20 protein-coding genes and 2 tRNA genes are annotated in these 23,182 nt (G+C 69.3%); 15 read left to right on the top strand and 7 right to left on the bottom strand.

The genetic code is table 11. The annotated features are described in order from the left end of the window. Nucleotides 1-119: 119 nt before the first annotated feature. Nucleotides 120-611 carry an NUDIX hydrolase gene (locus ACIO3P_RS04395; protein WP_329827072.1) on the top strand — a complete coding sequence of 164 codons (492 nt, stop codon included), beginning with the start codon at nt 120-122 and terminating at the stop codon, nt 609-611. An 88-nt stretch (nt 612-699) separates the two neighbouring features. Next, nucleotides 700-1,869: a serine hydrolase domain-containing protein gene (locus tag ACIO3P_RS04390; protein WP_401850758.1), complete on the top strand. Its 1,170-nt coding sequence runs from the start codon at nt 700-702 to the stop codon at nt 1,867-1,869. A 94-nt stretch (nt 1,870-1,963) separates the two neighbouring features. On the opposite strand, the gene ACIO3P_RS04385 is transcribed toward ACIO3P_RS04390, so the two are convergent. Then, nucleotides 1,964-3,061, bottom strand: a complete 1,098-nt coding sequence (locus ACIO3P_RS04385) for a hypothetical protein (protein ID WP_329827074.1) — start codon at nt 3,059-3,061, stop codon at nt 1,964-1,966. 173 nt (nt 3,062-3,234) lie between these two features. After that, a complete protein-coding gene (gene pepN / locus ACIO3P_RS04380) occupies nt 3,235-5,814 on the bottom strand; it encodes an aminopeptidase N (protein WP_401850756.1) in 2,580 nt (859 codons plus the stop codon). 170 nt (nt 5,815-5,984) lie between these two features. On the opposite strand from pepN, the gene ACIO3P_RS04375 reads away from it, so the two are divergent. Continuing rightward, nucleotides 5,985-6,608: a DsbA family protein gene (locus ACIO3P_RS04375; RefSeq protein ID WP_329827077.1), complete on the top strand. Its 624-nt coding sequence runs from the start codon at nt 5,985-5,987 to the stop codon at nt 6,606-6,608. 131 nt (nt 6,609-6,739) lie between these two features. On the opposite strand, the gene ACIO3P_RS04370 is transcribed toward ACIO3P_RS04375, so the two are convergent. Further along, nucleotides 6,740-7,381, bottom strand: a complete 642-nt coding sequence (locus tag ACIO3P_RS04370) for a superoxide dismutase (RefSeq protein WP_401850753.1) — start codon at nt 7,379-7,381, stop codon at nt 6,740-6,742. Between the two features lie 263 nt (nt 7,382-7,644). Here ACIO3P_RS04370 and ACIO3P_RS04365 point away from each other — a divergent pair, with 263 nt between their 5' ends. Beyond that, entirely contained in the window at nt 7,645-8,229 is a 585-nt protein-coding gene (locus ACIO3P_RS04365; RefSeq protein WP_329827080.1) for a biotin transporter BioY, read from the top strand. Nucleotides 8,230-8,353: 124 nt separating this feature from the next. Here the strand turns inward: ACIO3P_RS04365 and ACIO3P_RS04360 are convergent, their stop codons facing one another. Beyond that, on the bottom strand, nt 8,354-9,835 hold the full coding sequence (locus tag ACIO3P_RS04360; RefSeq protein WP_329827082.1) for an amino acid permease: 1,482 nt from the start codon (nt 9,833-9,835) through the stop codon (nt 8,354-8,356). A 198-nt stretch (nt 9,836-10,033) separates the two neighbouring features. Here ACIO3P_RS04360 and ACIO3P_RS04355 point away from each other — a divergent pair, with 198 nt between their 5' ends. Together ACIO3P_RS04355 and ACIO3P_RS04350 are read left to right on the top strand one after the other, a co-directional pair. Next, nucleotides 10,034-10,525 (top strand): ribose-5-phosphate isomerase, encoded by a 492-nt coding sequence (locus tag ACIO3P_RS04355; protein ID WP_401850750.1) that lies wholly within the window; start codon nt 10,034-10,036, stop codon nt 10,523-10,525. Nucleotides 10,526-10,606: 81 nt separating this feature from the next. Then, the gene (locus tag ACIO3P_RS04350) at nt 10,607-11,485 is read left to right on the top strand and encodes an Fpg/Nei family DNA glycosylase (protein ID WP_401850747.1); all 879 of its coding nucleotides are present in this window, start codon (nt 10,607-10,609) and stop codon (nt 11,483-11,485) included. A gap of 7 nt (nt 11,486-11,492) precedes the next feature. On the opposite strand, the gene ACIO3P_RS04345 is transcribed toward ACIO3P_RS04350, so the two are convergent. Further along, nucleotides 11,493-12,752, bottom strand: coding sequence for a GNAT family N-acetyltransferase (locus tag ACIO3P_RS04345; RefSeq protein ID WP_329827085.1), 1,260 nt, complete (start codon nt 12,750-12,752; stop codon nt 11,493-11,495). A gap of 106 nt (nt 12,753-12,858) precedes the next feature. On the opposite strand from ACIO3P_RS04345, the gene ACIO3P_RS04340 reads away from it, so the two are divergent. Beyond that, nucleotides 12,859-14,046 carry a PP2C family protein-serine/threonine phosphatase gene (locus ACIO3P_RS04340; RefSeq protein WP_401788847.1) on the top strand — a complete coding sequence of 396 codons (1,188 nt, stop codon included), beginning with the start codon at nt 12,859-12,861 and terminating at the stop codon, nt 14,044-14,046. 69 nt (nt 14,047-14,115) lie between these two features. Here ACIO3P_RS04340 and ACIO3P_RS04335 read toward each other — a convergent pair whose 3' ends face one another. Continuing rightward, nucleotides 14,116-15,378, bottom strand: coding sequence for a cation:proton antiporter (locus tag ACIO3P_RS04335; RefSeq protein ID WP_329827088.1), 1,263 nt, complete (start codon nt 15,376-15,378; stop codon nt 14,116-14,118). 342 nt (nt 15,379-15,720) lie between these two features. Here ACIO3P_RS04335 and ACIO3P_RS04330 point away from each other — a divergent pair, with 342 nt between their 5' ends. Beyond that, nucleotides 15,721-15,915, top strand: a complete 195-nt coding sequence (locus ACIO3P_RS04330; protein WP_329827089.1) for a hypothetical protein — start codon at nt 15,721-15,723, stop codon at nt 15,913-15,915. A gap of 101 nt (nt 15,916-16,016) precedes the next feature. Here ACIO3P_RS04330 and ACIO3P_RS04325 read toward each other — a convergent pair. After that, a tRNA-Gly gene (locus tag ACIO3P_RS04325) sits at nt 16,017-16,090 on the bottom strand. 139 nt (nt 16,091-16,229) lie between these two features. Here ACIO3P_RS04325 and ACIO3P_RS04320 point away from each other — a divergent pair. The 7 genes from ACIO3P_RS04320 (at nt 16,230) to ACIO3P_RS04290 (ending at nt 21,915) form a co-directional block, all read left to right on the top strand. Then, nucleotides 16,230-16,306: transfer RNA gene (locus ACIO3P_RS04320), tRNA-Pro, on the top strand. A gap of 180 nt (nt 16,307-16,486) precedes the next feature. After that, nucleotides 16,487-17,908 carry a trigger factor gene (gene tig, locus ACIO3P_RS04315; RefSeq protein WP_329827090.1) on the top strand — a complete coding sequence of 474 codons (1,422 nt, stop codon included), beginning with the start codon at nt 16,487-16,489 and terminating at the stop codon, nt 17,906-17,908. A gap of 396 nt (nt 17,909-18,304) precedes the next feature. Further along, on the top strand, nt 18,305-18,910 hold the full coding sequence (locus ACIO3P_RS04310; RefSeq protein ID WP_329827430.1) for an ATP-dependent Clp protease proteolytic subunit: 606 nt from the start codon (nt 18,305-18,307) through the stop codon (nt 18,908-18,910). Nucleotides 18,911-18,966: 56 nt separating this feature from the next. Continuing rightward, nucleotides 18,967-19,641 carry an ATP-dependent Clp protease proteolytic subunit gene (locus tag ACIO3P_RS04305; RefSeq protein WP_329827091.1) on the top strand — a complete coding sequence of 225 codons (675 nt, stop codon included), beginning with the start codon at nt 18,967-18,969 and terminating at the stop codon, nt 19,639-19,641. Nucleotides 19,642-19,836: 195 nt separating this feature from the next. Then, entirely contained in the window at nt 19,837-21,129 is a 1,293-nt protein-coding gene (gene clpX / locus ACIO3P_RS04300) for an ATP-dependent Clp protease ATP-binding subunit ClpX (protein WP_329827093.1), read from the top strand. A 97-nt stretch (nt 21,130-21,226) separates the two neighbouring features. Further along, nucleotides 21,227-21,613 carry a type II toxin-antitoxin system RelE/ParE family toxin gene (locus ACIO3P_RS04295; RefSeq protein WP_329827094.1) on the top strand — a complete coding sequence of 129 codons (387 nt, stop codon included), beginning with the start codon at nt 21,227-21,229 and terminating at the stop codon, nt 21,611-21,613. Continuing rightward, nucleotides 21,610-21,915 carry a helix-turn-helix transcriptional regulator gene (locus ACIO3P_RS04290; RefSeq protein ID WP_329827096.1) on the top strand — a complete coding sequence of 102 codons (306 nt, stop codon included), beginning with the start codon at nt 21,610-21,612 and terminating at the stop codon, nt 21,913-21,915. Before ACIO3P_RS04295 ends, ACIO3P_RS04290 begins: the two co-directional genes overlap by 4 nt. The last annotated feature ends 1,267 nt before the right edge of the window (nt 21,916-23,182 follow it).

The following is a 23,182-nucleotide window of genomic DNA, read 5'->3' as shown; positions in this document are numbered from 1 at the left end:
GGCTGTCAGGGGCGCGTTCCAGTCATGGCGGAGATCCGCCACCGCGTCACATGCGCCACCGGGAAGGCGCCCAGGGGGACGGCGCGAGAGGAACGGGCCGTACGTTCTAGGCTCACGGGATGAACCAGGAGCTACGAGTGGCCGCTTACGCCGTGTGCGTCCACGACGGACAGATCCTCCTCGCGCGCTGGGTGGCGAAGGACGGCACCAAACGGTGGACGCTCCCCGGCGGCGGCATGGACCACGGGGAGGACCCCGTCGACACCGCCGTCCGCGAGGTCGAGGAGGAGACCGGCCACACCAGCGAGATGACCGCGCTCCTCGGGGTGGACTCGATCCGCCGCCGCTACCCGCGCACACTCGGCGCGTTCGCCGACTTCCAGGGGCTGCGCATCATCTACGAGGGCCGGATCACCGGGGGCGAACTGCGCCCCGAGGAGAGCGGTTCCACCGATCTGGCCGCCTGGCACGCCCTGGACGCGCTCGCGGAACTCGACCGCGTCGAACTCGTCGACGTGGGCGTACGGCTGTGGCACGAGCGCCCGGCCCTGGGCCGGGTCACCGGTCCTGAGCACGGCCCGGTGGACAGCGGTACGCCGGAAAACGGCTGAAACAGGTCAATCCTCGGTGATCGGTCAACGTGTCCGCGGTGACCGGAGTCCTTCCCCCCGACCCGCACGCCGATCACGAGGAGTTCCCATGGGGACACGTACGGTCCGTACCGCCTGCGCGACGACTCTGGTGGCCGCCGCCCTCGCGGGCACCGCGCTGGTGAGCCCCGCAGCGGCCACGACAGGACCACGGGGCGCCGGCCCCGGGCACGGCGCCACCCAGCGCGCCGTCGAGGCCGTCGTCGGGGAGGGCGTCCCCGGGGTGGTGGCCCAGGCCCGCGACCGGCGCGGCACCTGGAACGGCGTCGCGGGCACCGGCGACCTGGCCACCGGCCAGGAACGCCAGGCGCGGGACCGCTTCCGCGTCGGGTCCATCACCAAGACGTTCGTCGCCACGGTCCTCCTCCAGCTCCAGGGAGAGGGCCGGATCGATCTGGACGACACCGTCGAATCCCGGCTGCCCGGCGTCGTCCGGGGCAACGGCAACGACGGACGCGCCCTCACCGTCCGCCAGCTCCTCAACCACACCAGCGGCCTCTTCAACTACACCGCGGACCGGGACTTCGGCGACCAGGTGTTCAGCGAGAAGTTCCTGGAGAACCGCTACAACACCTGGACGGCACGCCAGTTGGTCGACATAGCCCTGGCGCACCGGCCCGACTTCGCCCCCGGCACCGACTGGAAGTACTCCAACACCAACTACGTCCTCGCCGGGATGATCGTGGAGAAGGTGACGGGGCGCCCGTACGGCGACGAGATCGAGCGGCGCGTCCTGCGCCCGCTGGGGCTGCGCGCCACCAGCGTGCCCGGCACCGAGGCCCGGCTGCCCCGGCCCTCCGGTCGCGCCTACTCCGTCCTCACCGTCGACCCGGCGCCGAAGATCGAGGACGTCACCGAGCTCAACCCCTCGATCGCGGGCGCGGCCGGCGAGATGATCTCGACCACGGGCGATCTCAACACCTTCTACACCGCGCTGTTCAAGGGGAGACTGCTGCCCGCCCGCCAGCTCGTCGAGATGCGGGACACCGTGTCGACGGTGGACGGAAAGCCGAACGCGTCGGGGCCGGGGTACGGCCTCGGCCTGATGCGGCAGCCGCTCTCCTGCGGCAAGGAGGTCTGGGGCCACGGCGGCGGAATCCACGGCTCGCAGTCCAGCGCGCTCACGACCGGGGACGGCACGCACGCGCTCGCCCTCAACCTCAACGGTGACTGGGCGGGTGACGCCGACCAGGTCAACGAGGCGGAGTTCTGCGGCTGACCCCAGGGCCACGCCGGGCGGTCCGGCATCGGTTCGGGGCGGTCCGGGGCGGGGCGGGGGAGGCGGTGCGACGCGGCCCCCGCCCCGGCGGCGTTCATCTCGGCAGGACGACCACCCGCGCCGCCGGATCCCGGTCGTCCGCCGCCATCAGCGCCGTACGGACCACCGTCGCCTGCTGCTCCAGCGACTCCCGCAGCTTCCTCGGCGTGAGATGGACGACGGTGATGCCCAGCAGCTCCAGGTGCTCGCGTTTGCGGACCGTCGCCGACCACTGCTCGTCGTCCGAGAGATCGGGCCCGGCGTCCGCGCGCCCGCCGGGCCGTGGCGCCCGCGTGTCCAGCTCGATCGCGACCGCGCGCTCCGGCCAGTAGGCGTCGACCCCGCCGAGGTGCGGACCGCCGGGCAGCCGCAGATCGACGTTCCACACCGGCTCCGGCAGCCCGTACGAGCGCACCAGTTCGTACAGCCGCCCCTCGGCCAGCGACCGCCCCTCCGCGAGCAGGGTGTCCACGGCGTCCACCACGTGCTGCCGGGAGAGCAGCCCGGACTGGCTCAACTCCCTGACGACCGTGGCCGGGTCGCAGTGCCCGCTCCGTACCGCCTCCGTCAGCACCTCCACCACGGAGGGCGCGTCCGAGAGATGCGCGACCGCGTCGGCCACCGCGCGCGCCACGGGCGCCACCGGCCGGCCGTCGATCAGCTCGGGCAGCGGCAGCACATGGGCGCGGATCAGCCGCGCGTACCCCGTGGAGCGCAGCCGCCGGGTGCGCGGTACGAGCACGTCGATCCGCTCCAGCGCGAGCAGCGGGGGAGCGGACGAGAACCCGTACAGCGACAGCGCCGCGAGCCCCGTGACCATCACCGTGCTGTACGGGACCGCGACGGGTGCCGGGGGCGGGCTGTCAGGACCCGGCTGTACGGGCAAACCCCCGCTGCCCGTGGCGGTCGGCCGGCCCGCGTACAGCAGCACCGCCTGGAGCCGCTCCTCCGCGGTGGGCGGACCGGAGTGCAACAGGACGACCCCCGGCAGCAGTTGCTGCCAGGGGCCGCCGGCCCGGCACCGCGCGGTGACCCGCCCGGCCGGTACGCCGTACTCACGGAGCTGCGCCGAGGAGAGGACGCGGGTGCGCACATCGGCGGAGAGCTGGCTGAGAGGGAAGGGGCGGGGGGAGACCGGGGTGTTGTTGTTCATGCCGGGTGTCTCCCCCCGCGAGGAGGGGGGACTAACCGCCGTGACGAATCTGTCGGCAAAACCGGACAACCTCGTACTAAAGTAAGGGTGTTCGACTGCCGATCAGACAGACCGCCTTTCCATACCGGACCCCGTGGTTCCGCCGGTGTCCCGGGCCGTGGCCGCCCCCTCGCTCAGCGCGCCGCCGCCGCGTCGCACTCCTGTCCGCGCAGCGATCGCGCCAAGTCGTCCGCCGACTCCAGGACCAGCCGGCGCAGCGCGGGCGCCGCGTTCCGGTGCGCCGCGAGCCAGGAGTCCGTCGCCTCCAGCGTCGTACGGTCGTCCTGGAGCCCCGGGAACAGCCCCCGCACCACGTACATGCCGATCTGGATGGAGCGCTCCGTCCACACCCGCTCGATCGCCTCGAAGTACTTGTCCGCGTACGGCGCCAGCAGCTCGCGCTGACCGGGCCGGGCGAAGCCCGCGATCGTGGCCTCCACCAGCGCGTTCGACAGCGAGTCCGACTCGACGACCTGCGCCCACGCCTGCGCCTTGACGGCGGCGGAGGGCCGGGCCGCCAGACAGCGCACCTGGTGGCGCTTGCCCGACGCCGTGTCGTCCCGCGCCAGTTCGGCGTCGATGACCGACTCGTCGGCCTGCCCGTGCGCCGCCAGCGGCTCCAGGAAGGCCCAGCGCAGCTCCTGGTCGACGCTGAGCCCGTCGATCTTCGCCGTGCCGTCCAGCAGGCCCCGCAGAAGCTGGAGGTCCGCCTCCGTCTCGGCGACCGCGGCGAAGAAGCGCGCCCAGGTGAGCTGGTGCTGGCTGCCCGGCTCGGCCGTCCGCAGCTCGCGCAGCGCGCCCTGCGCCAGCAGCAGCGCGCCCTCCGCGCGCCAGGCGGGCGCCGCGTAGTGGGTGAGCGCGGAGCGCGCCCACGCGTGCAGCATCTGGAGCACCCCGATGTCCGACTCGCGGCCCGCGTGCCGGAAGACCAGCCCGATGAAGTCCCGGGCGGGCATGAGCGCGTCCCGCGTGAGGTTCCACAGCGCCGACCAGCACAGGGCGCGCGCCAGCGGGTCCGTGAGGTCCCCGAGGTGGTCGCGCAGGGTGTCCAGCGACCCCGCGTCGAAGCGGATCTTGCAGTACGTCAGGTCGTCGTCGTTGACGAGGACCAGCTCGGGCCGCTCGGCGCCGGCGAGCTGCTTGACGACCGTACGCGGCCCGTCCACGTCCGTCTCGGCGCGCGCGTACCGCACGAGGTCGCCGGAGGGCGAGCGCCGGTACAGCCCGACGGCCACCCGGTGCGGCCGGAGTTCGGGGTGGGAGGGGGCGGCGTCCTGCACCACGGCCAGCTCCGTGATCCGGCCCTCGGCGTCACAGGTGAGCTGCGGCGTCAGGGCGTTGACCCCGGCCGTCTCCAGCCACGCCCGCGACCAGCCCGCCAGCTCCCGCCCGGACGTCTCCTCCAGGACGGCGAGGAGATCGCGCAGTTGGGTGTTGCCGTACGCGTGCCGCTTGAAGTAGCGCCGGGCGCCCTCCAGGAACGCGTCGCGGCCCACGTACGCGACGAGCTGCTTCAGCACGGACGCGCCCTTCGCGTACGTGATCCCGTCGAAGTTCAGCTTCGCGTCCTCCAGGTCACGGATGTCGGCCGTGACGGGATGCGTGGAGGGGAGCTGGTCGGCGCGGTAGGCCCAGGACTTGCGGTTGTTGGCGAAGGTGATCCAGCCGTTGCTGAAGCGGGTCGCCTCCACGAGCGAGAAGGAGCCCATGAAGTCCGCGAAGGACTCCTTCAGCCACAGGTCGTCCCACCACGTCATCGTGACGAGGTCGCCGAACCACATGTGCGCCATCTCGTGCAGGATCACGTTGGCGCGGCGCTCGTACGACGCGGAGGTCACCCGGCCGCGGAAGATGTACTCCTCGCGGAAGGTCACCAGCCCCGGGTTCTCCATCGCGCCGAGGTTGTACTCGGGCACGAACGCCTGGTCGTACTTCCCGAAGGGGTACGGGTAGTCGAAGTGGTCGTGGAAGAAGTCCAGCCCCTGCTTGGTGACGAGGAAGACGTCCTCCGTGTCGAAGTACCGGGCGAGCCCCTTGCGGCAGAGCGCGGCCAGCGGGATCTCCAGCACCGTGCCGTCCTCGAACGTGCGCCGGTAGGAGTCGGTCACCTCGTGGTACGGGCCGGCCAGGACGGCCGTGATGTACGTCGAGATCGGCTTCGTCTCCGCGAACCGCCACGTACCGTCGGTCAGGACGCCCTCACCGTTGCTCCGAACGGTCCAACCCTCGGGCGCGGTCACCTCGAAGCGGTACGGCGCCTTCAGGTCGGGCTGCTCGAAGTTGGCGAAAACTCGACGGGCGTCGGCGGGCTCGTACTGCGTGTAGAGGTAGACCTCGCCGTCCTCCGGGTCGACGAAGCGGTGCATCCCCTCACCCGTACGGCTGTACGCGCACTGCGCGTCCACCGTCAGCTCGTTCTCCGCGAGCAGGTCCTCCAGGGCGATCCGCGAGCCGTCGAAGACGGCCGCCGGATCCAGGTCGAGGCCGTTGAGGATCACCGAGGTCACGCTCGGCGCGATCAGATCGGCGAAGGTCGCCGCGCCGGGCTCGGCGCAGCGGAACCGGATCGTGGTCACGGAGCGGAAGGTCCGCGGCGCGTCCCCGTCCGCCTCACCGACCGCCGAACGCAGGTCGAGGGCCACCTCGTACCCGTCTACGGACAGCAGGTCGGCCCGCTCACGGGCCTCGTCGCGGGACAGGTTCTCACCGGGCACGGTCTCTCCTCTGTGGCTCGCTTCGTCGCGGGTCTCGCTCTCCGAAACAGCAACGATCCTCGCACGTGCCACTGACAGCGGAAACGCCGCAAGCCGGGAACGCGGGAATGCCTCCGCCCGATCTCCGCGTTGCCGCCTATGAGGTGCGTCCATCCGCCATGAGGAGAGAAATGTCCGAGAAGACGCCTGTTGACTTCTGGTTCGACCCGCTGTGCCCCTGGGCCTGGATGACCTCCCGCTGGGTCCTCGAAGTGGAGAAGGTCCGCGACATCGAGGTCCGCTGGCATGTGATGAGCCTGGCGGTCCTCAACGAGGACAAGGACATCCCGCAGGAGTACCGCGACATGCTCGACAAGGCGTGGGGCCCGGTCCGGGTGGTCATCGCCGCGCAGCAGAAGCACGGCGACGAGGTCGTCGGCAAGCTGTACACCGCCATCGGCACCCGCTTCCACAACCGCGCCGAGGAGCGTACGAACGAGACGGTCGCCGCCGCGCTGGCGGAGGTCGGGCTGCCCGCCGACCTGATCCAGTACGCCGACTCCGACGCGTACGACACCGAGCTGCGCGCCTCCCACCAGGAGGGCATCGACAAGGTCGGCCAGGAGGTCGGTACCCCGGTCATCGCGGTCCCCGGCGCAGACGGCGAGCAGATCGCCTTCTTCGGCCCGGTGGTCACGCCCGCGCCCAAGGGCGAGGACGCCGCGAAGCTCTGGGACGGCACCCTGCTGGTCGCGTCGATCCCGGGCTTCTACGAGATCAAGCGCACCCGCACGGCGGCCCCCAGCTTCGAGTAGCCGCGTCCGTACCAGCGGCAAGAAGAGTGGGAAGGCCCCCGCGAGTCTGGTCCTCGCGGGGGCCTTCCGTCATTCCGTCCGCACGTGAAGGGTGAGAAGACGATCACGGGCAGGACGTGGGGGGCGCCCGGTCAGGGCGCGAGCAGGAGGCTGTGGGCGCGCTCCTTGGCGGACGCGTAACGCTTGGCGACGTCCTGCCAGTTCACGACCTCCCACATGGCCTCGATGAAGTCGACCTTCTGGTTCTTGTACTGGAGGTAGAAGGCGTGCTCCCAGGCGTCGAAGACCAGGATCGGCACGGATCCCTGGCCGACGTTGCCCTGGTGGTCGTAGATCTGCTCCACGATCAGCCGTGCGCTGACCGGCTCGTACGCCAGCACGCCCCACCCCGAGCCCTGGGTGGTGGCGGCGGCCTTGGTGAGCTGCGCCTTGAAGCCCGCGAAGGAGCCGAAGGACGCGGTGAGGGCGTCGGCCAGCTCGCCGACCCCGTCGGCGGCGAGCGGTTCGCCGCCGCCGTCGCCCGTCATGTTGTGCCAGTAGATGGAGTGGAGGATGTGGCCGGAGAGATGGAACGCGAGGTTCTTCTCCAGCCCGTTGATCGCTCCCCACGCCTCCTTGTCGCGCGCTTCCTCAAGCTGTTCGAGGGTGTCGTTGGCGCCTTTGACGTAGGCCGCGTGGTGCTTGTCGTGGTGCAGCTCGACGATCTGCGGATCGATGACCGGTTCGAGTGCCGCGTAGTCGTACGGCAGTTCGGGAAGCGTGTACACGGCCATGGCGGGACCCTCCGGCTGTCTTATTGCACATTCTATGCAACTGCACGCTAGCAGCAAGAGGGCGCGGGTGGGCGGGCGACACCGCCGACCGGCGCGGGCGACACCGCCGGCGGTTCCGCGTGACACCCGTGTGACACCTTCGACAACGCGCTGACCTCCGCTTTGTGGATGGCTGACGGTGATCCGCCGGGGACCTGTGGGTTACGGTCGGGCTGTCCCCAGGCGCCCACCGCGGCGCCCCCACGCCCGATCGCGGAGTCCTCATGAGCACTGCTGCCGCAGCCCCCCGTACCGGAGCGGTTCTCGCCGACCTCCTCCCCGCCAGCCGCACCCGGGACATCGCCCTGGTCCTCGGCGGCGCCGCGCTGACCGGCCTCGCGGCCCAGATAGCCGTGCCCGTTCCCGGCTCCCCGGTCCCCGTCACCGGCCAGACCTTCGCCGCGCTGCTCGTCGGCACCGCGCTCGGCGCCCGCCGCGGCTTCCTCTCCCTCGCCGTCTACACCCTGGTCGGGATGGCCGGGATGCCGTGGTTCTCGGCGGGCTCCTCGGGCCCCGGCGGCGCGTCCTTCGGCTACGTCCTGGGCATGCTGCTCGCCGCCACGGTGGTGGGCGCGCTGGCCCGCCGCGGCGGCGACCGCTCCGTACTGCGCACCGCCGGGACGATGGTGATCGGCTCCGCCGTGATCTACGCGGTCGGCGTCCCCTACCTCGCCCTCTCCACCGGGATGTCGCTGAGCGCCGCCGTGGCGGCGGGACTGGTGCCCTTCCTGCTCGGCGACGCGCTCAAGGCGGCCCTGGCGATGGGCGCGCTGCCCGCCGCCTGGAAGCTCCTCGGCAACAAGGGCTGACGGCAACAAGGGCTGACGGCACCAAGGGGTGACGGCACCGCACGCCGGACATGAGTGAGGCGCTTCCCACCGCACATCTGCGGTGGGAAGCGCCTCACTCATGTTCCCGGCGCCGGACCGGACTTCAGCTCTTGACGGCCGGACTCTCGGCCGGGGCCGTCTCGTCCGCCGCGTCCTCCCCGCCGAGCCGCCGCTTGCGTACGTCGCGCACCAGCGCGATGCCCACCACGAGCGCCGCCACCAGCAGCGACAGCAGCACCTGCTCCCGCGCCGCGTCGTCGGTGAGCATGTAGACCAGCACGAACGAGATCATCGCGATCGTCGCCCAGGTCAGATACGGGAAGAGCCACATCCGTACGACCAGCTTCTCCGGCGTCTCCCGCAGGATGATCCCGCGCATCCGCAACTGGGTGAAACAGATCACCAGCCAGACGAAGAGGGCCACCGCGCCCGACGAGTTCAGCAGGAACGCGAAGACCGTGTCCGGCCACTGGTAGTTGAAGAAGACCGCGACGAAGCCGAAGGCCACGGACGACAGGATCGCCGCCTGCGGCACGCCCCGCGCGGTCACCCGCGCGAACGACGCGGGCGCGTCCCCGCGCCGGCCGAGCGAGAAGGCCATCCGGGACGCCGTGTACAGGCCGGAGTTCAGACAGGAGAGCACGGCCGTCAGCACGATGACGTTCATGACCTGCCCGGCGTGCGGGATCCCGATCGAGTTCAGCGCCGCGACGTACGAGCCGTCCTTGGTGATCGACTTGTCGTTCCAGGGCAGCAGCGTCAGTACGACGAAGACCGAGCCCAGGTAGAAGACGGCGATCCGCCAGATCACGCTGTTGGTGGCCTTGGCGACCGCGCGCTGCGGGTTCGAGGACTCACCGGCGGCCAGCGTGACGATCTCGCTGCCCATGAAGGAGAACACGACCATCAGCACCCCGGTGAGGATCGCGCCGGGCCCCTTGGGGAAGAACCCGCCCGCGTCCGTGAGGTGCCCGAAGCCGGCGCCGGGGTTGTCCGAGCCCGGCAGCAGCCCGAAGACGGCCAGCAGGCCGACGACGACGAACCCGGTGATCGCCACCACCTTGATTCCGGCGAACCAGAACTCGAATTCACCGAAGGAGGAGACCGACACCAGGTTCGTCCCGGTCAGCACGAGCATCACGATCAGCGCCCACGCCCACTGCGGAACGGCCGGGATCCAGCCCTCCAGGATCTGGGCGCCCGCCGTCGCCTCGACCGCCAGCACCACCACCCAGAAGAACCAGTACAGCCACCCGATCGAGAAGCCCGCCCAGTGGCCCAGGGCACGGTCCGCGTAGGCGGAGAAGGAGCCCGAGCTGGGCCGCGCCGCGGCCATCTCGCCGAGCATCCGCATGACGAGCACGACCATCGCGCCGACCAGGGCGTACGAGAGCAGAATGGCCGGTCCCGCGGCGGCGATGCCTGAGGCGGAGCCGACGAACAGACCGGCGCCGATGACGCCGCCGATTGCGATCATGGACAGGTGGCGGTTCTTGAGGCCGGCTTGCAGGCCGTCGGAGGAGTTCGGATTCCCAGGCTCGCTGGGCTTTCCGCCTTCCTTAGTGGGGGACGGCAGGGAGGTCATGCGAGAATCCTTACGTCTGCTTGTCGCTCGAATGACGAGTTCCCGCATTCAAGCGTTCGCCCGGCCGTCGATGGAAGTGGCAATTCCGTATCTTTACCGGGGAGCCGTGCTCCGTAATGGAGCGTTGATCTGGAACACCGCTACCCATCCGTGACCCGCCCATGCGCGGCTCCTGCCACGCGTGCCACACTTCGCTCCATGCGCGTGTACCTCGGTTCCGACCATGCCGGCTTCGAACTCAAGAACCACCTGGTGGAATGGCTGACCGCCCAGGGTCACGACCCGGTGGACTGCGGCCCCCACGTCTACGACGCCCAGGACGACTACCCGCCGTTCTGCCTGCGCGCCGCGGAGCGCACGGCCGCGGACGGCGACAGCCTCGGCATCGTGATCGGCGGCTCGGGCAACGGCGAGCAGATCGCCGCGAACAAGGTCAAGGGTGTACGGGCCGTCCTCGCCTGGAGCGAGCAGACGGCCGCGCTCGGCCGTGAGCACAACGATGCCAACGTCATCTCCGTCGGCGGCCGGATGCACACCCAGGACGAGGTGACCAGGTTCATCGAGGTCTTCCTCGCCACCCCGTACTCCGGCGCGGAGCGCCACGCGCGCCGGATCGCGATGCTCACGGAGTACGAGACCACCCACGAACTGCCGCCGATCCCGGCGCACCACCCGCAGCAGGACAGCTAGTAGCAGCCGTGCCGCCGGAACCCGGTTCCGGCGGCACCGTCATGTCCGCGCGCCGCAGTCGCGCCGTCACGAGGAGACACCGTGCCCGAGGGGCATACGATCCACCGCCTGGCCGAGGACCATCTCGCCCGTTTCGGCGGCCGGCCGGTACGGGTCTCCAGCCCGCAGGGCAAGTTCTCCGACAGCGCGGCCCTCCTCGACGGACAGGTGATGGCCGGCGTCGACGCGCACGGCAAACACCTCTTCCTCGGCTTCGGCGGGACCGGCGACACCGAGGCGACCGGCTGGGTCCATGTCCACCTCGGCCTCTTCGGCAAACTCGGCTTCGGTACGGCGCCGGCCCCGCCGCCCACCGACACCGTCCGCCTGCGGCTGGAGGGCGGCGGCCACTACGCGGATCTGCGCGGCCCCACCACCTGCGCGCTGATCACCGCCCCCGAGAAGCAGGCCGTGCACGACCGGCTGGGCCCCGACCCGCTGCGCGTGCGCGACGCCGCCACCGGTGACGCCGCCACCGGCGCCGAGGCCGCCGCCACCGGCGCCGACGGCGAGAAGGCGTGGGCCCGGATCTCCCGCTCCCGTGCGACCGTCGCCGCCCTGCTCATGGACCAGAAGATCGTCGCGGGCGTCGGCAACGTCTACCGCGCCGAGGTCCTCTTCCGCCACGGCATCGACCCGTACCGGGCCGGCAAGGACCTCACCCGCCGCGAGTGGGACGCGATCTGGGCGGACCTCGTCGCCCTGATGCGCGAGGGCGTACGGCACAACCGCATCGACACCGTCCGCCCCGAGCACACCCCCGAGGCCATGGGCCGTCCGCCGCGCGTCGACGACCACGGCGGCGAGGTCTACGTCTACCGCCGCGCGCGGATGCCCTGCCTGCTCTGCGGCACCGAGATCCGCACCGCGACGCTGGCCGCCCGCAACCTCTTCTGGTGCCCCGGCTGCCAGCGGAGGTAGCCCCCGGTCAGAACCCGTGCGGCAGCCACGGCGCGATGTCCGAGCCGAACGCGACCGACGCCGCGTCCAGCGCGCCCGCGCGCACCTCCCGCACCCGCCCCGCGCGCGCCAGCGCGTCCAGCGACGTACCGCCCAGATAGACCGCGCTCAGCTCGTTCACCGACATCACCAGATCGGGCGCGTCGGCGGTCCGCGCGCAGGACGCGCCCTTCGGGTCACCGCTGAGCCGCCAGCGCCCCTCGTTCCAGGGGCAGAAGGCGTCCGTCACCTCCAGCACCACATCCACCGGCGTCCGGTACGTACGCGCCTCCAGCGCCGGAGCCACCTCCACCGGCCGCAGATACAGGTCGTCCCGCACCCGCAGCTCGCACCGCCGGGGGTCGGAGACCAGATACCGGAACGGGTCGTCCACCGGCCGGCTGCGCACCCGTATCGACGACGTCAGGTCGATCCCGGCGAGGAAGCGCCACAGCGTGGCGTACGCCACCGGGTCGGCCGCGTGCAGATCCGCCAGCTCGACGGTGCCCTTCGGGCCCGCCATGTCCCACTCCGGACGGTTGTGGAAGAGCGTGAACCCCACCACCTCGCCGTCCCGCTCCGCCAGCACGCACTGGAGCCCGGAGCGCCCGTCCCGCGACACCCCCGTACCGACCACGGGCAGCCGCTCCCAGCCGGGCCTGCGGGCCGGCATCCCGGGGCGCTTCGCCACATCCGCCGCGTACAGCGCCTCGCACGCCTCCCGTACGGCCGGGTCATCCGCCTTCACCCGACGCAGACGTATGTCGTCCCCGGTCCCGTCGCCGGTCCCGTCGCCGTTCCCGGGTATGCGGATCCGGACCCGGGAGGTGTCGATCTCCGCCGAGAGCGCGTGGCTCGCGACGCCGTAGCCGTACCGACCGTAGATCGCCGGCTCCGACGCCGTCAGCACGGCGAGCGGTTCGCCCCAGGACCTGACATCGTCGAGCTGCCGCCGCATCATCGACGTGAGCACCCCGCGCCGCCGGTGCGTCGCCGCCACGCTCACCATCGTCACGCCCGCCGTGGGCACCTGCGCGCCGCCGGGCACCGAGAGCCGGAAGCTGTACGCCCCGGTCGTCCCCACGCACTCGTCCCCGTCCCAGACCGCGATCGAACGGTCGATCTCGGTCAGGTCGCGCAGGAGGTCGGTGTTCCCCACGTTCCCCTCGACCCCTCCGAAGGCCAACTCCAACGCCTCGTGCCAGGAGTCGTATTCGGACCGGCGCAGCACCCTCAGATCCAGTGTCATATGCCATCAGTACCAGCCGTACGGTGGCGAGGCGACCCGATTTCGAACGCAATGTCATGGGGGTACCTCTGCACGGCGGCCGGGCGGCTCGGTAGGGTCCACCACAATGGCCGGTGTCGCGAGAGCGGACGCGTACGCGGCCCGGATGCGCAGGACGCTGCACCGGGTCCGGATCAGTGTGCGCAAATCCGGGGTCGACTATTTCCGGGGCGACGGCTCCGACTGGATCGCCCTCGTCGGGCTCCTGCTGACCGTGCCGGCCATCGCCCTCACCACGATGGCGATACCCGTCTGGTGCGCGCCCGCCGCGCTCGTCCTGCCGATCGTGGCTGGCGGCCTGCTGCTGCGTCCGGCGAGCCTGCTCAGCCTGTACGCGGCGGCCGCCGCCGCGCTGATCGTCGAGTCGATGGTCCTCGGCCCGTACCCGGACGGACCGGCCACGGTCACCCCCGGCACGGTCCTGGTGGTGGCGGCCTGCGGACTCTTCGGACTGCTGATCGCCCAGTTCAGGGCGCGGGTCGGGGTGCCCTGGCGGCGCGGCGGGACCATGCTCTTCGACCTGCGCGAACGCATCCGCGTCCAGAGCGCGCTGCCCTGGCTGCCGACGGGGTGGCACCACGAGATGGCGCTCCGCCCGGCGGGCGGCCAGTCCTTCTCCGGCGACTTCGTGGTGGCCGCGCGTACCAACGGCGGACGCACCCTGGAGGTCGTCCTCACGGACGTCTCCGGCAAGGGCATGGACGCGGGCTCGCGCGCCCTGCTGCTCTCCGGTGCCTTCGGCGGCCTTCTCGGCTCGCTCCCGCCGGGGGACTTCCTCCCCGCCGCCAACGGCTATCTGCTCCGCCAGGACTGGGACGAGGGGTTCGCGACCTCGATCCATCTCGTCCTCGATCTCGAGTCCGGTGACTACGAACTGCTCTCGGCGGGCCATCTCCCCGCGCTCCAGCTCCACGCGGGCAGCGGGCGCTGGGAGGAGAAGTCGGGTGAGGGCCCGCTGCTCGGTGTGTACGACGGGGCCCAGTTCGACCCGGCCAAGGGCTCCCTGCGCCCCGGTGACGTCCTGATGCTCTTCACGGACGGCCTGGTGGAGGCGCCGGGCCGCGATCTGGGCGAGGGCATGGACCGGCTCACCGGCGAGGCCGACCGCTATGTCGTCCCGGGCTTCGAGGGTGCGGCCTGGCATCTCATCGAGGCGGTGGCGAAGGACGTGAACGACGACCGCGCACTGCTCCTGATCTGCCGAGAGGCCGGACAGGCTCCGTCGAGCCCGCCCGGCCTCCTGGGCCTGACCTGATGCGGTGTGGACATTCGGGTAGGGATATCCGGTAATACGGTCATGCGCTAATGGCGCGGGCATCGTCGATCAGCTCGTCACGGTTGCCTCCGCGCCTCTGTCGTCCCGCTTGTCGAGGCCGTCCCCCTCGTCCCGCGCGGGGGAGGGGCCATCGGCCTCCGGGGTCTTCCCGGGCCCGTCACCGCCCCCCTCGCCACGTCCGCCCGGCAGGATCCGGGCGAGCCAGTGCGAGCGCCCCGCGGCCAGCGGGCCGAGGACGGCGAGGAGCAGGACGTACCCCGCGATGAAGGGCGCGAGCCGGCTGTCGAGGCCCGCTCCCGCCGCCATCGTGGCGAGGATCAGCGCGAACTCACCGCGGGCGAGCAGGGTCGTGGAGATGTTGGCGGCCGGTCCCGCGCCGAAGCCGAAGATCTTCGCGGCGGTCACCCCCGCGGCGACGTTCATCACCAGCGTCACGACGACGGCGGCGAGGACGGGCCACAGGACGGTCGCCAGATCACCGGGGTTGATCGACAGACCGAAGGCGAAGAAGAAGATCGCGCCGAACGCGTCCCTCAACGGGTGGACGAGCTGGCGGATCCGGTCGCCCGACGTGGTGGCGCCCAGCATCAGACCGACCATGAAGGCGCCGATGGCGTCCGCGACCCCGAACCACTCGGAGACACCGGCCACCAGGACCGCCGCACCGAGGAAGGAGATGACGAGCAGTTCGTCGTCCCTGGTGCCCACGAGCCGGCCGACGACCTTCGTCCCGAACCGGGCGGCCAGGGCGAGCAGCAGCAGGAAGCCGAACGCCTTCCCGCCGTCCATGACCGCCGCCCCGGCGCTGTCGGCGCCCGAGAGGATCGGCTGGAGTGCGGCGAGGTAGAGGGCGAGGAAGATGTCCTCGACCACGATGATGCCGAGGATGGGCTTCGTCTCGGGGTTGCCGATACGTCCCATGTCGACCAGGACCTTGGTGACGATGGCGGAGGACGAGATCCCGAGCACACCGGCGAGGACCAGCGCCTCGGACGTGCCCCAGCCCAGCGCGAAGCCGAAGCCGAGCCCGGCGCCCACGTTCAGCAGCAGATAGGCGCCGCCGGCGAGGGCCATCTTCCGGCCACCCGCCTTGAGGTCGTCGAGGTGGAATTCCAGACCGAGATAGAAGAGGAGCAGGACAAGACCGAGGGCGGAGAGCATCTCCAGCTCGTGCGGGTCCTTGACCAGCACGATGCCGGGCGTGTGCGGGCCGAGAAGGATTCCGGCCAGGATGAACAGGGGGATCGTGGGCAGACCGATGCGGCCGCCCAGCCGGGCGAGAACGGCGGCGGCCAGGAAGGCGCCGCCCATGGCTATGAGGGTCTCTGCGTGTCCGATGGGATCGCTCCTCCGTCGGTCAAGGGCGTGTCAAGGAATCGTCAGTAATTAGTTTACCAAACGATTTACCGAGTAACGGGAGGCGTCCGCCTGCGCGGGAACGGCGGGAACCTCCCCGCCGGACGGTTCGTTGTGCGCCGAAACCGTCAACAACCGGGATCTATCGACCAATTGGCCAGAAGTGATGGAGCGCCGATCCACACCCGCGAGAAGGTTGATGGCACGATGGTCCGAGCAGGATGTACGGGGTACGTGGTGTCGTACGCGACCCCGTAGGGGCTGGGCTAGGCGGACCGACCGAGGGTGTGATCAGTTGTGGCCATCTCACTGTCTGTGGTGCTTCTGTTGGCGATCATCCTTGTGGTGTTCATCCGCGGTGGCTCGATCAAGGCGGGTCCGGCGATCGTCGCGATCCTCTTCGGCTTCTTCCTCGCGTCCACCAACATGGCGCCGTCGGTCAACCGGTTCCTCAACTCGATAGCCGACACGATCAATCAGATCAGTTTCTGACCGGGCGGCTTCCGGTCCGGTGGCGGCTCTCCGGTCGTACGGTCCCGGAAACGCCGCCGGCCCGACCGGTGACGTAGCGCACCTGATCGGGCCGGGGCCTGTGGAGCGGGCGACGGGAATCGAACCCGCGTAGCTAGTTTGGAAGACTAGGGCTCTACCATTGAGCTACGCCCGCACAGCACGCGCCGCGGGTCGGACGACCCGGGCACGGACAACATCGTAGCGGGTCCCGGGCGTTCGCCGCACACCCGTAAAGCGCCGGTCAAGGATGACGGCGGAGCCCCCGCGGGGATGTACCCTACGTGTCGCACCGACGGGGTGTGGCGCAGCTTGGTAGCGCGTCCGCTTTGGGAGCGGAAGGTCGTCGGTTCGAATCCGGCCACCCCGACCATCGTTCAAGATCACATCGCCCGGTCACATTGTGGGGCTGTTCCCGCTTGCGGTTACTATGCAAGCTGCGTGCCCGTGTGTCTGCAGAGTCTCTGAAGAACCGGGCCGAATCCGCTGGGCCGCGCCGCACGTGCGGCGGACCCGGCAGAACCCCAGAATCAGCCACCAAGGAGACCGAACCGTGAAGAGCGCCGTGGAGACCCTGAACCCGACTCGGGTTCGGCTCACTGTCGAGGTGCCCTTCGAGGAGCTCAAGGACAGCCTCGACGCGGCGTACAAGAAGATCAACCAGCAGGTCACGGTGAAGGGCTTCCGCAAGGGCAAGATCCCGGCCCGGATCATCGACCAGCGGTTCGGGCGTGGTGCTGTGCTGGAGGAGGCCGTCAACGACGCCCTCCCGAAGTTCTACACCGACGCGGTCAACGAGGGTGAGCTCAACGTCCTCGGTCAGCCCGATGTCGACATCACGGAGCTGAAGGACGGCGAACTGCTCTCCTTCACCGCCGAGGTGGACATCCGCCCGGTCATCGAGATCCCGGACTACTCCGGTATCGCGGTCACGGTCGACGCCGTCGAGGTCAGCGACGAGGACATCGAGAAGTCGGTCGAGCAGCTCCGCGACCGCTTCGCTTCCACCAACCCGGTCGAGCGCGCCGCCGTCGAGGGTGACGTCGTGACGATCGACCTGGAGGCCAAGGTCGACGGCGAGGTTCTGCCCGACGGAGTGGCGAGCGGTGTGCAGTACACCATCGGCTCCGGAGAGCTCCTCGACGGCATCGACGAGGCCGTGACCGGCCTGGAGGCCGGTGGCGAGGCCACCTTCACCTCCGAGCTGAAGGGCGGCACCGCCGAGGGCCAGGCCGCCGAGGTCTCCGTCAAGGTGACCCAGGTCGCCGCCCGTGAGCTTCCCGAGCTGGACGACGAGTTCGCGCAGATGGCGAGCGAGTTCGACACCCTTGAGGAGCTGAAGGCCGACAGCCGCAAGCGCCTGGAGAGCACCAAGCAGTACGACCAGGCCACCCAGGCCCAGGAGCGCGTCCTCGACGAGCTGCTGAAGCTCGCCGAGGTGCCGATCCCGGAGAAGCTGCTCGCGGAGGAGATCAACACCCGCAAGCACAACCTGGAGCACCACCAGCTCGGCCAGATGGGCCTCGACCTCGCGAAGTACCTGGAGATCCAGGGCAAGACCGAGGAGGAGTTCGACGCCGAGACCAAGGAGCAGGCGGTCAAGGGCATCAAGACCCAGTTCATCCTCGACGAGCTGGTCAACAAGGAGAAGCTGAACGTCAACCAGGAGGAGCTCACCGAGCACCTCATGCGGCGCGCGCAGTCCTCCGGCATGTCCCCCGACCAGTTCGCCCAGGCGGTCGTCGAAGGCGGCCAGGTGCCGATGCTCGTCGGCGAGGTCGCCCGCGGCAAGGCGCTCGCGGTGGTCGTCGAGGCCGCCACGGTCACCGACACCAACGGCAACCCGGTCGACCTGGAGGACGAGGAGGAGGCGGCCGAGGCCGTCACCGCCGAGGCCGCCGAGTCGGACGAGGCCCCCGCCGACGCCGCCCCCGCCGCGGACGCCGACGAGAAGGCCGACAAGGCCGGCGCCTGAGCGGTCACGCTCTGACCGACGGAACCGACGGAACGGGCCCCGGACGCGACACGCGCCCGGGGCCCGTCCTGTCCGCCTCCGTCCCCGCCCGCCGGGTGCCCCGCTTCCGTACAGGCCGCTCCCCGGCCGTACACGCCCCCGTGGGGTCCCGCACACCCCGGGCGGCGCCACAGGGGCCACGGGGGCGCCCAGGCCCGTACAGGGCCCTGTGGCGGCCCCTCGGAACCTCAACTACCTTGCGCTCCCAGCGAACAGCAACGGAAGCGGGATGGCCCTCGCCGACCAGCGCGTTAGGGTCCATGAATACGAGGGCAGGGGAGTCTCCCGTCCCCGGTACGAAGACGCTGAGACGGCCGCAGCCGTCAGAGACGAGCAGGTGTATACGTGACGAATCTGATGCCTTACGCCGCCGGTGAGCCGTCCCTCGGTGGTGGCCTCGGCGACCAGGTCTACAGCCGGCTGCTCGGAGAGCGGATCATCTTCCTCGGCCAGCAGGTCGACGACGACATCGCGAACAAGATCACGGCCCAGATGCTGCTCCTTGCCGCCGAACCCGACAAGGACATCTTCCTTTACATCAACAGCCCCGGTGGCTCCGTGACGGCCGGCATGGCCGTGTACGACACGATGCAGTACATCCCCAACGACGTGGTCACCATCGGTATGGGCATGGCCGCCTCCATGGGGCAGTTCCTGCTCACCGGCGGCACCGCGGGCAAGCGCTTCGCGCTCCCCAACACCGACATCCTGATGCACCAGGGCTCCGCCGGCATCGGCGGCACGGCCTCGGACATCAAGATCCAGGCGGAGTACCTGCTCCGTACGAAGAAGCGGATGGCCGAGATCACCGCCTTCCACTCCGGGCAGACCGAAGAGACGATCATCCGCGACGGCGACCGCGACCGCTGGTTCACCGTCCAGGAGGCCAAGGACTACGGCCTGATCGACGAGATCATCACCGCGGCCTCGGGCGTTCCGGGCGGCGGCGGCACCGGGGCCTGAGGCAACGCGCCTTGACGCCCCTCCCGACCCCGGCCCAGCCCACCGAACGCCACAGGATGGTGAACACCCACATGAACAACTTCCCCGCGAGCGGCCTCTACAACGGCCCGCAGGTGGACAACCGCTACGTCGTCCCGCGCTTCGTGGAGCGCACCTCGCAGGGCGTGCGCGAGTACGACCCGTACGCGAAGCTCTTCGAGGAGCGCGTCATCTTCCTCGGCGTGCAGATCGACGACGCCTCCGCCAACGACGTCATGGCGCAGCTCCTGTGCCTGGAGTCGATGGACCCGGACCGCGACATCTCGATCTACATCAACAGCCCCGGCGGCTCGATGACGGCCCTGACGGCCATCTACGACACGATGCAGTTCGTGAAGCCGGACATCCAGACGGTCTGCATGGGCCAGGCCGCCTCGGCCGCCGCCGTGCTGCTCGCCGCCGGCACCCCGGGCAAGCGCCTCGCCCTGCCGAACGCGCGCGTGCTGATCCACCAGCCGTCCAGCCAGACCGGCCGGGAGCAGCTCTCCGACCTGGAGATCGCCGCCAACGAGATCCTCCGGATGCGCGCCCAGCTCGAAGAGATGCTGGCCAAGCACTCGACGACGCCGATCGAGAAGGTCCGCGACGACATCGAGCGCGACAAGATCCTGACGGCCGACGACGCGCTCGCGTACGGTCTGGTCGACCAGATCGTGTCGACCCGCAAGACCACGGCCGCAGCGGCCGCCTGACACACCCGGCGACCTTGGCGCGGTCGTACCGGCCGCGGGCCACTGCCCGCGACCATGTGAACCGCGCCCGGGCCTGTTCCGAACTCGGAACAGGCCCTAAGGGGGCCCGAACTGGGGCCCGGGCAAGGTACCGTCGGATATGAGGCACAGGAGCCGCTGAACCAAGCTGCTCCCAGGCGAAGGGGAAGCAACCTCGTGGCACGCATCGGTGATGGTGGCGACCTGCTCAAGTGCTCGTTCTGCGGGAAGAGCCAGAAGCAGGTGAAGAAGCTCATCGCGGGTCCCGGTGTGTACATCTGCGACGAGTGCATCGACCTCTGCAACGAGATCATCGAGGAAGAGCTCGCGGAGACCTCCGAGGTCCGCTGGGAGGAACTGCCCAAGCCACGCGAGATCTACGAGTTCCTTGAGGGGTACGTCGTCGGGCAGGAGCCCGCGAAGAAGGCCCTCTCGGTGGCGGTCTACAACCACTACAAGCGGGTCCAGGCCGGCGAGAACGGTGGCGGGTCGGGCCGCGACGACGCGATCGAGCTGGCGAAGTCCAACATTCTGCTGCTGGGCCCGACGGGCTCCGGCAAGACGCTCCTCGCGCAGACGCTGGCCCGCATGCTGAACGTCCCGTTCGCCATCGCCGACGCGACGGCGCTGACGGAGGCCGGCTATGTCGGCGAGGACGTCGAGAACATCCTGCTCAAGCTGATCCAGGCGGCGGACTACGACGTCAAGAAGGCCGAGACCGGGATCATCTACATCGACGAGATCGACAAGGTCGCCCGTAAGAGCGAGAACCCGTCGATCACCCGCGATGTCTCCGGCGAGGGCGTCCAGCAGGCCCTGCTGAAGATCCTGGAGGGCACGACCGCCTCCGTTCCGCCGCAGGGCGGCCGGAAACACCCGCACCAGGAATTCATCCAGATCGACACGACGAACGTGCTCTTCATCGTGGGCGGCGCCTTCGCCGGCCTGGAGAAGATCATCGAGTCGCGCGCGGGCGCCAAGGGCATCGGCTTCGGCGCGACGATCCGTTCGAAGCGCGAGATCGAGGAGAGCGACCAGTTCCAGGAGGTCATGCCGGAGGACCTGGTGAAGTTCGGGATGATCCCGGAGTTCATCGGCCGCCTCCCGGTCCTCACCTCGGTCCACAACCTGGACCGCGCCGCACTCCTCCAGATCCTGGTCGAGCCGCGCAACGCGCTGATCAAGCAGTACCAGCGGCTCTTCGAACTCGACGGCGTGGAGCTGGACTTCGACCGCCCGGCCCTGGAGGCCATCGCCGACCAGGCGATCCTGCGCGGCACCGGCGCGCGCGGGCTGCGCGCCATCCTGGAGGAGGTCCTCCAGTCGGTGATGTACGAGGTCCCGTCCCGCAAGGACGTGGCCCGCGTGGTGATCACGGAGGACGTGGTCCACTCCCACGTCAACCCGACACTGGTCCCGCGCGAGCCGAGGATCGTGAAGAACGACGGGCGCCACGAGAAGTCCGCGTAGCGGTCGTACAGCGGCGGAACGAAGGAGCGCCCGGCCAGTCCCGACTGGCCGGGCGCTCTTTTCGCGAGGAGTATTAGTCACTGCTAATATTTCTTGAGTGGATGGTCCGTACGAGTTGAGGTTTTTCGCCGACGTACTGGAGTGGATCCAGGTTCTGGCGAAGGAGGATCCCGGCAGTCATGATCACGTGATCGCAGCCCTTGAGCGATTACAGGAGTGCGGTCCGGCCCTGCGCCGTCCGACGGTGGGGGCCGTTGAGGGCAGCCGGTACCGCAACATGCGCGAGCTCCGGCCACGGAGTGGCGATTCCGTCAGCATCCGGATGCTGTTCGTCTTCGATCCTGTACGGCGCGCGGTGTTCCTGGTCGCGGGCAACAAGGCCGGCGGGCGCCAGTGGGCGGCCTGGTATCCAAAGGCGATCAAGGAGGCCGATACCAAGTACGCCGCGTATCTCGAAGCTCTGAAGGAGGAGAACACGACATGAAGCTCGGCAATATGGCCGACCTGACCGGTGACATCTCGCCGGAGAAGCGCGCCCGGATCGACGAGATCAAGCGTGAGATGGTCGATGCGGAGCGAGGCCATGAACTCGCTGCCCTACGCAAGACCCAGGGCATGACGCAGGTCCAGGTCGCTCGGCTGATGGGTGTGACACAGGGCCGAATCAGTCAGATCGAGCGTGGAGGCGTGCGCCTGGACACATCGACGCTGGCGGCCTATCTCCAGGCGATCGGCGGCGAGCTGACCATACTGGCCACGGTCGGGAACGTCTCGGTACGGCTCTGAGGTCGGTTCAGGCAGATCGGCATGTCTCACTCCTTGGGGCGGCTGGTCTCGTGCGAGCCGAGAATCGTGAAGAGCGACGGCCGCCACATGGAGTTTGCGTAGCGATGCGACCATGAGGAGAAGCTTGGTCCGGTACATCGGTATCGGACCAGGCCCCATTCCCTTTGGCTGCCGGCCGCATGCGATGTCAGCCCTTTTAGTACTCGAACGGTGCGTTGAAGCCAGTGCCGTCGATGTTGCAGTCGAATAGGTGGAGGCAGGCGGATCGCCTTGCTGAACGGCACGATCAGGCGCGACGCGTACCCCCTTACGGTCGGTGCGATGCTGTCGGGCCCGAACGCACGCCCGATGAAGGGGAACACGTAGGGGGCCAGGACTGAGTTGATGTGATGGTCCTCAGGAGGTGAGGACGGAACGATCCCAGGTCAGGTCCATGACGTCGAGGGAGTACGCCTTATGACAGTGCCCCGGGGCAATCCGATCTGTAGTGGATGAGGGAGCAAGGATCGGTCGTGAGAGTAAGGACGGGGTGGGCAGCCGATGCTGCGGTCAACCTGGACTTGTGGTTTGTGGCGGCGCTTTTTGTCCGAGATTGCCAGTCATTGATGCAAATTTCTTGATCAAAAATTTTATCCTTCGCGATAGTCGCGAATGAGGCAGTGGTGGCTCAAACGAGTTAACGCTCTGTTGTTGGGCATGAATGTCTGGTCTAATTGGCGTCGTAGAGAGGGATTGCCTCACGGGAATGAAAGGGGAATGGTTTAATGTCTAAGGTGCGGGGTATGGTTGCGGCTGCGTGTTTGGCTGCGGCGCTTGGTGCTGGGTCGTTGGTATTGGCTTCGCCGGCGAGCGCCTCGCCGGTAAGTGTTTCTTCGGTAGGTCCTGCTCTGGACATCGACTGCGAAAACTACCTGGCGAGAGCTGGATATGTCGTGGGCCCGAAGGCGAAGGCGGCGTGTGATTGGGCAGCGTGGATCAATCCGATAGGATCAAACTTCCCCAACCTTCTTTGTGTGAGCGGGCTTGAGGAAATCGGGGTAAGAAGTTCACATGCGAATGGGGCCTGCGCATTGGCGTAGTAGCGGCTTTGAAAAGTCTGTCAAAGAAACGCTCCGTCGTTGCTGCTGTGGTCGCTGTCGGTGATTTTTAGAGGGCGACGATGTGGTTGTAATGCCGTGTTTCGATGTCATCTGATTCTCTGGCAGGACTCGGCTAGTGTAGGGGTGCTCGGTAGAGATGACGCTCGGGCGCCCCTACGTCTTTCGGG

The organism is Streptomyces sp. NPDC087310 (genome assembly GCF_044744405.1).
Lineage (GTDB): Bacteria > Actinomycetota > Actinomycetes > Streptomycetales > Streptomycetaceae > Streptomyces.
Note: the sequence above shows the minus strand (reverse complement) of the source record. Positions and strands in the feature narration are given on the sequence as shown.

What these genes read in the sequence shown, in the direction of transcription:
- ACIO3P_RS04345 (WP_329827085.1), bottom strand. Translation starts at nt 12,752, where the DNA reads ATGACACTGGATCTGAGGGTGCTGCGCCGGTCCGAATACGACTCCTGG.
- ACIO3P_RS04370 (WP_401850753.1), bottom strand. Translation starts at nt 7,381, where the DNA reads ATGGCCGTGTACACGCTTCCCGAACTGCCGTACGACTACGCGGCACTC.
- ACIO3P_RS04390 (WP_401850758.1), top strand. Translation starts at nt 700, where the DNA reads ATGGGGACACGTACGGTCCGTACCGCCTGCGCGACGACTCTGGTGGCC.
- ACIO3P_RS04395 (WP_329827072.1), top strand. Translation starts at nt 120, where the DNA reads ATGAACCAGGAGCTACGAGTGGCCGCTTACGCCGTGTGCGTCCACGAC.
- ACIO3P_RS04310 (WP_329827430.1), top strand. Translation starts at nt 18,305, where the DNA reads ATGCCTTACGCCGCCGGTGAGCCGTCCCTCGGTGGTGGCCTCGGCGAC.
- ACIO3P_RS04375 (WP_329827077.1), top strand. Translation starts at nt 5,985, where the DNA reads ATGTCCGAGAAGACGCCTGTTGACTTCTGGTTCGACCCGCTGTGCCCC.
- ACIO3P_RS04335 (WP_329827088.1), bottom strand. Translation starts at nt 15,378, where the DNA reads ATGGGCGGCGCCTTCCTGGCCGCCGCCGTTCTCGCCCGGCTGGGCGGC.
- ACIO3P_RS04340 (WP_401788847.1), top strand. Translation starts at nt 12,859, where the DNA reads ATGGCCGGTGTCGCGAGAGCGGACGCGTACGCGGCCCGGATGCGCAGG.
- ACIO3P_RS04385 (WP_329827074.1), bottom strand. Translation starts at nt 3,061, where the DNA reads ATGAACAACAACACCCCGGTCTCCCCCCGCCCCTTCCCTCTCAGCCAG.
- ACIO3P_RS04290 (WP_329827096.1), top strand. Translation starts at nt 21,610, where the DNA reads ATGAAGCTCGGCAATATGGCCGACCTGACCGGTGACATCTCGCCGGAG.
- ACIO3P_RS04355 (WP_401850750.1), top strand. Translation starts at nt 10,034, where the DNA reads ATGCGCGTGTACCTCGGTTCCGACCATGCCGGCTTCGAACTCAAGAAC.
- ACIO3P_RS04360 (WP_329827082.1), bottom strand. Translation starts at nt 9,835, where the DNA reads ATGACCTCCCTGCCGTCCCCCACTAAGGAAGGCGGAAAGCCCAGCGAG.
- ACIO3P_RS04305 (WP_329827091.1), top strand. Translation starts at nt 18,967, where the DNA reads ATGGTGAACACCCACATGAACAACTTCCCCGCGAGCGGCCTCTACAAC.
- ACIO3P_RS04365 (WP_329827080.1), top strand. Translation starts at nt 7,645, where the DNA reads ATGAGCACTGCTGCCGCAGCCCCCCGTACCGGAGCGGTTCTCGCCGAC.